This is a genomic window from Streptosporangium sp. NBC_01810 (genome assembly GCF_035917355.1).
Classification (GTDB): domain Bacteria; phylum Actinomycetota; class Actinomycetes; order Streptosporangiales; family Streptosporangiaceae; genus Streptosporangium.
The window spans coordinates 4,745,015-4,756,648 of record NZ_CP109070.1 but is presented as its reverse complement, the minus strand read 5'-3'; the positions used below and the strand labels follow the sequence as shown (position 1 = coordinate 4,756,648).

The 11,634-nt window shown below is 70.0% G+C and carries 14 protein-coding genes; 8 read left to right on the top strand and 6 right to left on the bottom strand.

All coding sequences use genetic code 11. The features are described 5' to 3' along the window. Window positions 1-8: 8 nt before the first annotated feature. From OIE13_RS20630 to era, 3 genes are all read left to right on the top strand, one after another. On the top strand, window positions 9-569 hold the full coding sequence (locus OIE13_RS20630; protein WP_326828581.1) for a hypothetical protein: 561 nt from the start codon (window positions 9-11) through the stop codon (window positions 567-569). Window positions 570-650: 81 nt separating this feature from the next. Then, entirely contained in the window at window positions 651-983 is a 333-nt protein-coding gene (locus OIE13_RS20625; protein ID WP_326637405.1) for a cytidine deaminase, read from the top strand. A gap of 17 nt (window positions 984-1,000) precedes the next feature. After that, a complete protein-coding gene (gene era, locus OIE13_RS20620; protein ID WP_326637407.1) occupies window positions 1,001-1,921 on the top strand; it encodes a GTPase Era in 921 nt (306 codons plus the stop codon). Between the two features lie 91 nt (window positions 1,922-2,012). Here era and OIE13_RS20615 read toward each other — a convergent pair whose 3' ends face one another. The 6 genes from OIE13_RS20615 to OIE13_RS20590 form a co-directional block, all read right to left on the bottom strand. Continuing rightward, window positions 2,013-2,729: an urease accessory protein UreD gene (locus tag OIE13_RS20615; RefSeq protein ID WP_326637409.1), complete on the bottom strand. Its 717-nt coding sequence runs from the start codon at window positions 2,727-2,729 to the stop codon at window positions 2,013-2,015. A gap of 93 nt (window positions 2,730-2,822) precedes the next feature. Then, window positions 2,823-3,494, bottom strand: coding sequence for an urease accessory protein UreG (gene ureG / locus OIE13_RS20610; protein WP_326828580.1), 672 nt, complete (start codon window positions 3,492-3,494; stop codon window positions 2,823-2,825). Between the two features lie 27 nt (window positions 3,495-3,521). Continuing rightward, entirely contained in the window at window positions 3,522-4,157 is a 636-nt protein-coding gene (locus OIE13_RS20605; protein WP_326828579.1) for an urease accessory protein UreF, read from the bottom strand. 29 nt (window positions 4,158-4,186) lie between these two features. Beyond that, window positions 4,187-5,902 (bottom strand): urease subunit alpha, encoded by a 1,716-nt coding sequence (locus tag OIE13_RS20600; protein WP_326637413.1) that lies wholly within the window; start codon window positions 5,900-5,902, stop codon window positions 4,187-4,189. After that, window positions 5,892-6,218, bottom strand: coding sequence for an urease subunit beta (locus OIE13_RS20595; RefSeq protein WP_326828578.1), 327 nt, complete (start codon window positions 6,216-6,218; stop codon window positions 5,892-5,894). Before OIE13_RS20595 ends, OIE13_RS20600 begins: the two co-directional genes overlap by 11 nt. A gap of 22 nt (window positions 6,219-6,240) precedes the next feature. Continuing rightward, the gene (locus OIE13_RS20590) at window positions 6,241-6,543 is read right to left on the bottom strand and encodes an urease subunit gamma (protein WP_326637416.1); all 303 of its coding nucleotides are present in this window, start codon (window positions 6,541-6,543) and stop codon (window positions 6,241-6,243) included. A gap of 330 nt (window positions 6,544-6,873) precedes the next feature. Here OIE13_RS20590 and urtA point away from each other — a divergent pair, with 330 nt between their 5' ends. The 5 genes from urtA (at window position 6,874) to urtE (ending at window position 11,623) form a co-directional block, all read left to right on the top strand. Next, on the top strand, window positions 6,874-8,109 hold the full coding sequence (gene urtA, locus OIE13_RS20585; protein ID WP_326637418.1) for an urea ABC transporter substrate-binding protein: 1,236 nt from the start codon (window positions 6,874-6,876) through the stop codon (window positions 8,107-8,109). Window positions 8,110-8,228: 119 nt separating this feature from the next. Next, window positions 8,229-9,095: an urea ABC transporter permease subunit UrtB gene (gene urtB, locus OIE13_RS20580; RefSeq protein WP_326637420.1), complete on the top strand. Its 867-nt coding sequence runs from the start codon at window positions 8,229-8,231 to the stop codon at window positions 9,093-9,095. Then, a complete protein-coding gene (gene urtC / locus OIE13_RS20575; RefSeq protein ID WP_326637422.1) occupies window positions 9,092-10,201 on the top strand; it encodes an urea ABC transporter permease subunit UrtC in 1,110 nt (369 codons plus the stop codon). The genes urtB and urtC overlap by 4 nt, the downstream gene beginning before the upstream one ends. Continuing rightward, on the top strand, window positions 10,198-10,956 hold the full coding sequence (urtD, locus tag OIE13_RS20570) for an urea ABC transporter ATP-binding protein UrtD (protein ID WP_326637424.1): 759 nt from the start codon (window positions 10,198-10,200) through the stop codon (window positions 10,954-10,956). Before urtC ends, urtD begins: the two co-directional genes overlap by 4 nt. Continuing rightward, window positions 10,934-11,623 carry an urea ABC transporter ATP-binding subunit UrtE gene (gene urtE / locus OIE13_RS20565; protein ID WP_326637425.1) on the top strand — a complete coding sequence of 230 codons (690 nt, stop codon included), beginning with the start codon at window positions 10,934-10,936 and terminating at the stop codon, window positions 11,621-11,623. Before urtD ends, urtE begins: the two co-directional genes overlap by 23 nt. Window positions 11,624-11,634 lie beyond the last annotated feature (11 nt).

Here is an 11,634-nt window from a genome sequence, read left to right as displayed (position 1 = left end):
GCGACGCCATGGACGGCACCGCGGAGCTGAACCGGCTGCGGGGGTTGCTCAACGAGGCACGGGCGCTGCCTGAGGGGTTCTCGGCCCGCCCGCGTGACGGCTGGCGCGCCCCGTTCCAGCCCGTGAACGAGGACTGCCGGCTCGTTCTCGACGCCGCCGGAGGCAGGCCGCCGCAGCGTGCGCTGGGGGCGCGGGCGGCCGTGACCTACCAGGGGGACGGGGTCGGGGAGCTGGCCGGGTTCGGCCTGGCCTCCTACCACGGTGACGACGCCGAGCTTCACTTCAACGAGCTCACAGCGGCGCTGAGCGGCTGTCCGGTCGCACGCGCCCAACTGGCGGGCCGCGGCACCGCTCTTCGGGTCTCCCCCCTGGACCTGGACGAGGTCGGCGGCGAGGTGCAGGCCAGGCGGCTGAACGGCAGGTTGAACGGATATCCGTACGAGATGCACCTGGTGTTCGCCCTCAGCGGCCACACCCTGATCTCGCTGGTGCACGCCGGTGTCAGGGACGTCGACACCGAGCGCACCCGGGAGCTCGCCCGCCTGCTGGTCGACGAGGTCTCCGCCTGAGCGAGGCGGCAGCCGTGTCGTTTTGGTGCCGGGGCCGCACCGGTGTCGTCCTGGACGCGGGAAGCTGAATACCCTTGTGCTGTGAGTGACGCGAGCCTCGACCCCGAGGACAAGAAGATCATCGTGCTGGCCCGTTCCGCCCGTGCACGCAACGGTGCCGTCGAGGGCGCGGCCGTACGGGACGAGACCGGCCGGACCTACTCGGCGACCAACGTGGCGTTGCCGTCGCTGACCCTGTCGGCGATCCAGGTCGCCGTGGCGATGGCGGTGTCCGGTGGAGCGGAGTCGCTGGAGGCCGCCGCGCTGGTCACCGCCGGTGAGGGACCCTCCGACGCCGACACGCGGACGGTCCGCGATCTGGGCGGTGGGACCCTGCTCGTGGCCGGCCCTGACGGGACACCGCGTCAGAGCTGAGTCCGGCATCGGCGACAATGGTTGACGTGAGTTCCTCAGCTGCTGATTTCCATGCCGGTTTCGCCTGCTTCGTCGGCCGGCCCAACGTCGGCAAGTCCACGCTGATGAACGCGTTGGTCGGCACGAAGGTGGCGATCACCTCCTCCAAGCCCCAGACGACCCGCCGGGCCATCCGCGGCATCGTGCACCGCCCCGACTCCCAGCTCGTCATCGTCGACACGCCGGGTCTGCACCGGCCCCGCACGCTCCTGGGCGAGCGGCTGGACAGCCTGGTGCTCTCCACCCTCACCGAGGTCGACGTGATCGGCTTCTGCGTGCCCGCCAACGAGTCCATCGGCAAGGGCGACCGGTTCATCGCCGAGAAGCTCGCGGGCATCAAGAAGACCCCGGTGGTCGCCGTGGTGACCAAGTGCGACCTGGCGACCCGCGAGCAGATCGCCGCGCAGCTGCTCGCGATCTCCCAGCTTGCCGAGTTCGATGACATCGTGCCGGTCTCCGCGCAGTCGGGCGAGCAGCTCGACGTGCTGGCCGACGTGCTGGTCCAGCGCCTGCCGGTGAGCCCGCCGCTGTACGAGGGAGGACAGCTCACCGATGAGCCCGAGCAGGTGCTGGTCGGTGAGCTGATCCGGGAGGCGGCCCTGGAAGGGGTTCGCGACGAGCTGCCGCATTCGATCGCGGTGGTCGTCGACGAGATGCTGCCGAGGGAGGGTCGTGACGACCTCCTCGACATCTACGCTCACATGTTCGTCGAGCGTCCGTCCCAGAAGGCCATCGTGATCGGGCACAAGGGCTCCCGGCTCAAGGACGTCGGCAGCCGGGCCCGCGGGCAGATCGAGGCGCTGCTGGGCACCCGCGTCTACCTCGACCTGCGCATCAGCGTCGCCAAGGACTGGCAGCGCGACCCCAAGCAGCTCCGCCGCCTGGGTTTCTACGACTGACGGTTCCAGGGCCGGGACGGCCGCCCTGGTTCATCGGAGCCGGGCTGTGGCCGGGACGCTGTCTTGTTCCATGGGAGCCGGGCCGTGGCCCTCAGAGGCGGCCGGTGACGGCCTCCTCTCCGTGCCCGAGCCGTCGCCGCAGCTCGACGGCGTCCCGGCCGAGCGCGGAGACCAGGGTGGCCGGTCCGGCCAGGGGCAGGACGGCCCAGCCCGCCCCGACCACCGTCTCCGGTGCCCGGCCGGTGATCAGGGTGCTGCCCACGCAGCGGGCGTCGCCGTAGACGGCGGGACTGCCGTCGATCTCCGCGTCGCCCGTCACGAACTCCTGCCGGAGCAGTGGGACCCCGCCGAGAACGGCGTCGAAGCGTGAGTGGCAGCGTCCGGGGCGCTCGCCGTACCGGCCGAAGACGATCTCCTCGCGCCAGAGCACCCGCGCGTCCTCGGCCAGGTCGAGCCGGACGACCATACGGTGCAGGCAGCCCGCCGCGAGCACCGTCGGTTCCGGTGCGAACCTGAGCGAGGCCCCCGCCCCGACCCGCGCCGTGATCGTCATCAGCGATTCGGCCCCCGTGGAACCGGGCAGCACCAGCGTGCTCGCGACCGACCGCACCTCCAGCGCGGTTCCCGGCGCCACCTCGATGTCGAGGGCCAGGTCGTCGCCGCCCAGCGGACCCGCCGCGGTGGACACCAGATGCACCCGGCCGGGCGCGGTCGCCCGCAGCGTGAGCGGTGGGTCGGAACGCATCGTGGCGAGGATGGTCCGGCCGGCCGCGTCCCGCCGGGTGGCGATGGCCGCCCGCGCTTTCATCGACCGTCGTCCTGCCCGCTGCGGCCGTCGGACGGACCCCGCCGGCGCCGGAGCACCGGCGGGGGCGGGAGCCGGGTTGGTGAGGGGCATGGGTCAGGCGTGGGAGTGCTCGTAGGCCCAGGACTCGACGAGCCCGGTGACCCAGTCGGAGACCGCGTACGCGCTTGGATCCTCCCTGATCGAGGTGAAAAGTACGGGTTTGCCGTCCCGTACGGCCGCCGCGTCGCGTGACATGACCGTGAGGTCCGCACCGACCATCGGGGCCAGATCGGTCTTGTTGATCACGAGCAGGTCGGCCGTCGTCACGCCGGGGCCCCCCTTGCGCGGGACCTTGTCGCCGCCCGACACGTCCAGCACGAAGATCTGCCGATCGGCCAGCCCCCTGCTGAAGGTGGCGGTGAGGTTGTCCCCGCCGCTCTCCACGATCACCAGGTCGAGCGGGCCGAACCGCTCCTCCAGGGTCTCCACCGCGTCGAGGTTGGCCGCGATGTCGTCCCGGATGGCGGTGTGCGGGCAGCAGCCGGTCTGCACGGCGACGATCCGCTCCGGGGCGAGCACGCCCGCCCTGCGCAGGAAGTCGGCGTCCTCGGTGGTGTAGATGTCGTTGGTGACCACGCCCAGGCGCATGAACGGGCCCAGTGTCCGGCACAGTGCCGCGGTCAGCGCGGTCTTGCCGCTGCCGACGGGGCCTCCGATGCCCAGGCGTAACGCCCGGCCGTGCGGGTCGGCCGCGTGGTGGTGGTGGTCGTCGTGGTTGGCGCCCACGTGGGTCACCGTCCTTTCAGGTGGCCGTCAGGAGACGAAAAGCCTCAGATCTGCACGAATATGGTGTTCGGCGAGCAGGTCGAGCGCGGGGGAGGCATGTGCGGGCAGCGCCTCCCAGTCGGCGGGGACGGTGGCCGCGACCCTTTCCAGGGCCGGGGCGAGATCGGCGAGCAGTCGGTGGACGGCGACGGGGTCGAGGCCGAGCAGCCGTACCGCCGCCGTGGCGGGTCCGGTGACGGAGGTGTAGGCCGCCACCGCGCCGAGCGCGAGGGGGTGGTGGGCACCCTGGGGCAGGGCCCCGGCCAGCGTGTCGAGCACCGGGGAGGGCCAGATCCTCCGCGAGGTCCGCAGCAGCAGCCTGCCCTGGGTGCGGCTCGCCTCCCGCTGGGCGGGAGAGGAGATCCTGGCGTCGGCCTCCGCGTCCAGCCGCGTCCACTCCGAACGGCACGTCTCCACGGGGGGAGACGTGCCGAGATCGCAGGCCGCGGCGGCGAGGGCGGCCGTCACCAGGCCCGCGGTGGCCAGGCGGCCCCGCAGGAAGGCGGCCAGGCCGACAAGGTCGTGGATCGCGCCGATCCTGACCGCCTCCTCGGCACCACCGGAGTGACCGTGCCCCCCGGCGGGCAGCCGGGAGTCGGCCAGCAGTAGCAGCGCGGCGTTCATCCGAGGCCTCCCTTCGGCCGGGCAGGAGATCAGAACAGGAAGTAGCGCTGGGTCATGGGCAGGCTCTCGGCGGGGGCGGGTTCGATCAGGTCGCCGTCGACGCTGACCGCGAAGGTGTCGGGGTCGACGTCGATCCTGGGCATGGCGTCGTTGAGCGGCATGCTCTCCTTGCCTCTGCGGCGGACGTCGGCCACCGGCAGCAGGCGCCTGCGTACGGCCAGCCGGTCGGCGAGACCGTCCTCGATCGCCATCGGGGCGACGAAGTGGACGGATGTGGCGGCGGCGGTGACCGGGGCGGCACCGAACATCGGGCGCGGCATGACCGGCTGCGGGGTCGGGATGGAGGCGTTCGCGTCGCCCATCTGGGCGTAGGCGATGACACCGCCCTTGACCACCAGGTCCGGTTTGACACCAAAGAAGGCCGGGTCCCACAGGACCAGGTCGGCCAGCTTGCCGGTCTCCACCGAGCCGACCTCGCCGTCCAGGCCGTGGGCCACCGCCGGGCAGATCGTGTATTTGGCGACGTAGCGTCGAGCCCGGAGGTTGTCGGCGGGGCCGTCGCCCGGCAGAGCCCCCCGCCGGCGCTTCATCACGTGCGCGGTCTGCCAGGTTCGGATGATCGTCTCGCCCACCCGGCCCATCGCCTGCGAGTCCGAGCCGATCATCGAGATCGCGCCCATGTCGTGCAGGATGTCCTCGGCCGCCATCGTGGACGGCCGGATCCGGGACTCGGCGAACGCCAGGTCCTCGGGGATGGACGGGTTGAGGTGGTGGCAGACCATCAGCATGTCGAGGTGCTCGTCGAGCGTGTTGACGGTGTGCGGGCGGGTCGGGTTGGTCGAGGACGGCAGGATGTTGCGGTAGGAGGCGACCCGGATGATGTCGGGCGCGTGACCGCCGCCGGCTCCCTCGGTGTGGTAGGCGTGGATCATCCGGTCGCCGATCGCCGCCAGCGTCGACTCCACGAACCCGGCCTCGTTGAGGGTGTCGGTGTGGATCGTGACCTGGGTGCCGGTGGCGTCGGCCACCGACAGGCAGGCGTCGATGGCGGCCGGGGTGGTGCCCCAGTCCTCGTGCAGCTTGAAACCGGAGGCCCCGGCGCGGAGCTGTTCCAGCAACCCCTCGCGGCTGACCGTGTTGCCCTTGCCGAGCAGCGCGACGTTGATCGGGTAGGAGTCGAGGGACTCCAGCATCCGGGCGAGGTACCAGGTGCCGGTGACGGTGGTGGCCTTGGTGCCCTCGGCGGGTCCGGTGCCGCCGCCCACGATGGTCGTCACCCCGGCGGCGAGGGCCTCGTCGAGGATCTGCGGGCAGATCAGGTGGACGTGGGAGTCGATCGCCCCGGCGGTCAGGATCTTCCCGTTGCCCGCGAGGATCTCGGTCGAGGGGCCGATCACCAGATCGGGATGGACACCGTCCATGGTGTCGGGGTTTCCGGCCTTGCCGATCGCGATGATGCGGCCGTCTCTGACCCCGATGTCCGCCTTGACCACTCCCCAGTGGTCGAGAATCACCGCGCCGGTGATCACCAGGTCGGGCGCGCCCTCGGCCCTGGTGGCCCTGGCCTGGCCCATCGACTCCCTGATCACCTTGCCGCCGCCGAAGACCGCCTCGTCGCCCGCTCCGGCGGGGCCGATCGACAGGTCCTCGGTGACCTCGATGAGCAGGTCGGTGTCGGCCAGCCTGATCCGGTCGCCGGCGGTGGGGCCGTAGAGCGCGGCGTAGCGGGATCGTTCAATGAACACCGGGGCTCCCGTCGAGAGGTCCGGCCCACTCGGGGCGGAGACCGGGGACGATCCGCAGCCCGCCGATCGGCACGAGGGTCACGTCGCGCTCCACGCCGGGCTCGAACCGCACCGCCGTACCCGCGGGGACGTCGAGCCGGGTGCCCCAGGCCGCCTGGCGGTCGAACTCCAGGCCGGGGTTGCACGCGGAGAAGTGGTAGTGCGAACCGACCTGGATCGGCCGGTCCGCGGTGTTGACGACGCGGACGGTGACGCGCTCGCGGCCCGGGTTGAGCGGGATGGGCGTGTCGCCGTACTGGATCTCGCCGGGTGTCATCGGCGCTCACCGCTCCTTGGGTTCACGGGATCGGCTGGTGGACGGTGACGAGCTTGGTGCCGTCGGGGAAGGTCGCCTCGATCTGTACGGACGACAGCATCTCGGGCACCCCTTCCATGACGTCGTCGCGGGAGAGCACCTCGCGCCCCGCCTCCATCAACTCGGCGACGGTCCGTCCGTCCCTGGCCCCCTCCATGAGGAAGGACGCGATGATCGCGGTGGCCTCGGGATGGTTGAGCCGGAGGCCCCGTGACCTGCGGTCGCGAGCGAGACCGGCGGCGACGTGGATGAGCAGGCGTTCCTGCTCGTGTGGTGTGAGCCGCATTCCCGGACCATAGGAACCGATGGTTTCGGCGACGTTGCACGTCGATGTCATGCGGGTTTCCAGGTGACGTGAGGTGTGTGAGAGGGGAGAGCCGTCCATCGGCGCCCCTTTCTCGTGGGTCTGCCGAGGCGTTCTGACGCTGGTACCACGAAATTTGTCGATTTATCTGGATAAGTGGGCGGCGGTTATCCGCGGCGCCGCGTCCTGTCACGGCGGTGATATTCCGGTAAACCGCAATTAACAATCGCGAACTAGACGGGAAATCTCACTCAGTCACCTTGGCGGCAGATAGATCGGTGCGGGGGCCGTACCGGCAAGGAGGAAAGTTCATTGAGGAAGACAGCATGGTGCTCCGTGGTGGCCGTCGCGGCGCTGACCGCGACACTGACCGCCTGCGGCACTGAAGCCCCTGCGAACAAGGACGCGGCCGCCGCGAGTGGCGGTGACGGCGATATCAAGGTCGGCATCCTGCACTCGCTGAGCGGCACCATGGCCATCAGCGAGGTGACCGTCAGGGACGCCGAACTGCTCGCCATCGAGGAGATCAACGCCGCCGGGGGAGTGCTCGGCAAGAAGCTGGTACCCGTGGTGGAGGACGGCGCGTCCGACTGGCCCACCTTCGCGGAGAAGGCCACCAAGCTCATCCGCCAGGACAAGGTCGCCACCACCTTCGGCGGGTGGACCTCCGCCAGTCGCAAGGCGATGCTGCCGGTCTTCGAGCGGAGCAAGGCCCTGTTGTGGTACCCGGTGCAGTACGAGGGCCTGGAGAGCTCGCCGTACATCTTCTACACCGGTGCCACCACCAACCAGCAGATCATCCCGGGCCTGGACTACCTCAAGGAACAGGGCAAGAAGAAGATCTTCCTGGTCGGCAGCGACTACGTCTTCCCGCGAACCGCCAACAAGATCATCAAGGCGTACGCGGCGGCGAACGACATGGAGATCCTCGGTGAGGAGTACACCCCGCTCGGCCACACCGAGTACAGCACGCTGACCAACAAGGTCGTCCAGGCCAAGCCGGACGCCGTGTTCAACACCCTCAACGGCGACAGCAACGTCGCCTTCTTCAAGCAGCTCAACAGCGCCGGGATCACCGCGGAGAAGATGCCCGTGCTGTCGGTGAGCGTCGCCGAGGAGGAGGTCAAGGGCATCGGCGTCGACAACATCGCCGGCCACCCCGTCGCCTGGAACTACTACCAGACCACCGAGAACCCGGCCAACGAGAAGTTCGTCGCCGCGTTCAAGGCCAAGTACGGCGCGGACAAGGTGACCTCCGACCCGATGGAGGCCGGATACAACGCCGTCTACCTCTGGGCCGAGGCCGCCAAGAAGGCCGGGACCGTCGAGGTCGAGGCCGTCAGGAAGGCGGCGGGCGGCATCGCGCTGGACCGTCCCGAGGGCCTCGTCACCATCGACGGCGAGAACCAGCACATGTACAAGACGGCCAGGATCGGGGTGATCCAGCCCGACGGTCTCATCAAGGAGGTCTGGAACTCCGGCAAGCCGATCAAGCCCGACCCCTACCTCAAGGGCTACCCCTGGGCGAGTGACCTGGCCACCGGCTGATCCCCCTCAAGACCGGCTCCGGACCGGGCCGTGACCAGATCGCGGAAAGTACCGTGGCGCGTCCACGACGCGGCGCGGCCCGGCTCCGGAGCCACACACTCGTAGGAAGGGGACCTTCGGTGGAGGCCTTTCTCAACCAGCTCCCGATCGGCCTGTCCATCGGTGCCGTGCTGCTGCTCATCGCCCTCGGCCTGACGTTCACGTTCGGCCAGATGGGCGTGATCAACATGGCCCACGGCGAGTTCATCATGGCCGGGGCGTACACCGCCTACCTGCTCCAGGACCTCACCGGCCGGATGGCCGTGATCGTGGCCCTGCCCGTCGCCTTCCTGGTCGCCGGGCTGATGGGGCTCATCCTGGAACGGACCGCGATCCGCCACTTCTACGGCCGCCCGCTCGACACCCTGCTGCTCACCTGGGGCGTCAGCCTCGTGCTCCAGCAGCTCGCCCGCGACCTGTTCGGGGCACCCAACGTGCAGGTCCAGGCGCCCACCTGGTTGCAGGGCGGCATCGCCTCCCTGCCGTACAACCGGCTGTTCATCTTCGGTCTCGCCATCGCCACCGTCATCGGCATCTGGGCCTACATGAACCGCACCGGCGCCGGCCGCCGGATGCAGGCCGTGATGCAGAACCGGCAACTGGCCGCGGTCAGCGGCATCAACACCGCCCGGGTGGACCAGCGGACCTTCTTCATCGGCTCAGGGCTGGCCGGAGTCGCCGGGGTGGCGCTCACCCTCATCGGCCCCGTCGGTCCCGCGCTGGGCACCTACTACATCGTCGACGCCTTCCTGGTGGTCGTCGCCGGAGGGCTCGGCCAGCTGCGCGGCGCCGTCATCGCCGCCGCCGGCCTCGGCCTGCTCAACTCCTACGCCGAGTTCTGGAGCGACGCCAGCCTGGCGAAGGTCATCGTGTTCGCCGCGATCATCGCCTTCCTCCAGTTCCGCCCGCAGGGCCTGTTCGTACTCCGATCGAGGGCGCTCACGTGAATCTCACCCGCCTCAGAGGGCCGGCGCTCTTCGCGGCGGTGGCCGTGCTCGCCCTGGTCGTCGCACCACTGCTGCTGGAACCCTTCCGCCTCGGCCTGCTGGCCAAGTACCTCTGCTTCGCGATCGTCGCCCTGGGCATCGGTCTGGCCTGGGGGCAGGGCGGCATGCTCGTCCTCGGCCAGGGCGTGTTCTTCGGGCTCGGCGGCTACGCGATGGGCATGCACCTGAAGCTGGTGGACGCCCAGGGAGACCTGCCCGACTTCATGGTCTGGAGCGGGGTCGAACAGCTGCCCGCGCTCTGGAAACCGTTCGCCAACCCGGTGTTCGCGCTGGCCATGGTCGTACTCGGGCCGATGCTGATCGCCACCGTGCTGGGCCTGCTGGTGTTCCGCCAGCGGGTGCGCGGCGCGTACTTCGCGATCCTCACCCAGGCGCTCGCCGCCGCGTTCGTCATCCTGCTCGTCGGACAGCAGGGCCTGACCGGCGGCACCAACGGCCTGACCAACTTCTTCGACCTGTTCGGCCAGGACCTGGCGGCGGACTCCACTCAGCGCGGGCTCTACTTCGTGGTCGCGATCGTCACCGGGCTGCTTTACCTCGGTGCCCGCCAGCTGGTCAACAGCCGCTTCGGGCGGCTGCTCGTCGCGATCAGGGACGGCGAGGACCGCGTCAGGTTCCTCGGCTACGACCCGGCCAGGGTCAAGACCGTCGTCTTCGCGATCTCCGCCGGCATGGCCGGGCTCGCGGGCGCCCTGTTCGTACCGCTGGTCGGCATCATCTCTCCCGCGCTGCTGGGGGTGGTCCCCTCGCTCGAACTCGTCGTCGCGGTCGCGGTCGGCGGCAGGTTCGCCCTCGCCGGGGCCATCCTCGGCGCGGTCGTCATGGGGTACGCCAAGACGTCCTTCAGCGAGCAGTTCGCCGACGGCTGGCTCTACCTGCAGGGCGCGCTGTTCATCCTCGTCATGACCCTGGCCCCCAAGGGGATCCTCGGGCTGGCGGCATCGGCCCGCGACGCCCTGGCCCGGCGGTCGAAGCGCCCCACGGCCCCGGAACCCCCGCCCACGGACGACGCCCCCGGCAGGAGAGTCATGGAGGAGGTCCGATGAGTCCGATCATCGAGGTACGCGGGCTGTCGGTGGTCTTCGACGGCTTCCGCGCCATCGACGGCATCGACCTGACCGTCGAGGAGGGGGAGCTGCGCTTCCTGATCGGGCCCAACGGCGCGGGGAAGACCACGCTCATCGACGTCATCACCGGCCTCACCCGCCCCACCACCGGTGAGGTCGTCTTCGACGGCCGTAACCTGGTCGGCCTGCGCGAGCACAACATCGTCAGGCTCGGTGTCGGGCGCACCTTCCAGACCTCCGTGGTCTTCGAGGAGCTCACGGTCCTGGAGAACCTCGACCTGGCGGCCTCCTTCCGGCGCCCGCTCTGGTCGCTGGCCCGGCGCAGGCGCGGGATCTCCGAGGCCGTCGCCGACGCGCTGGAGACCACAGGTCTGCGGGAGCTGGCGGACCGGCCCGCGGGGGTGCTCTCCCACGGGCAGCGGCAGTGGCTGGAGATCGGCATGCTGCTCACCCAGAACCCCAAGCTGCTCCTGCTGGACGAGCCGGTGGCCGGGATGTCGAAGGACGAGCGGGAACGGACCGGCGAGCTCCTGACGTCCGTGGCCAACGACCACACGGTGATCGTGATCGAACATGACATGGAGTTCCTGCGCAGGTACGCCTCGCAGGTCACCGTCCTGCACGAGGGCAAGGTGCTGATCGAAGGCTCGGTGGACCAGGTCCGCGACGACCCGCGCGTGCAGGAGGTCTATCTCGGAAGGAAGCGCGACGATGCTGTCAGTACAGGATCTTGACGCCGGGTACGGCAGAGCCCGCGTGCTGTTCGGGGTCTCCCTGAAAGTGGAGCCAGGGCAACTGGTGTGTGTGATGGGCCGCAACGGGGTGGGCAAGACCACCCTGCTCAACACCGTGATGGGCGTGCTGCCCGCCACCGCGGGTTCGGTCGTCTTCGAGGGCCGCGACGTGACGCGCCTGCCGCCGCACGAGCGGGTGCGGCTCGGCATGGCGTACGTCCCCCAGGGACACGAGACCTTCCCCCAGCTCAGCGTGCTCGCCAACCTGCAGGTCACGCTGGAGGCCGCAGGCGGCCCGCAGGAGGCGCTGGAGGAGGCGCTGGAGACCTTCCCCCGCCTGAAGCCGCTGCTCAAGCGGCGTGCCGGATTCCTGTCCGGCGGGCAGCAGCAGCAGCTCGCGATCGCCCGCGCACTCGTCACCCGGCCCAGGCTGCTCATCCTGGACGAGCCCACCGAGGGCATCCAGCCCTCGATCATCATCGAGATCGAGGAGGCGATCGAGCGGCTGCACGCCTCCGGCCTGTCGCTCCTGCTGGTCGAGCAGTATCTGGACCTGGCGCTCCGCCTCGCCGACCGTTTCCTCATCCTCGACGCCGGGCACGTCGTCCACTCGGGGGCGGTGGAGGAATTACACGGGGAGGAGATTCACCGCCTTCTCGCTGTATGAAACGGACTATC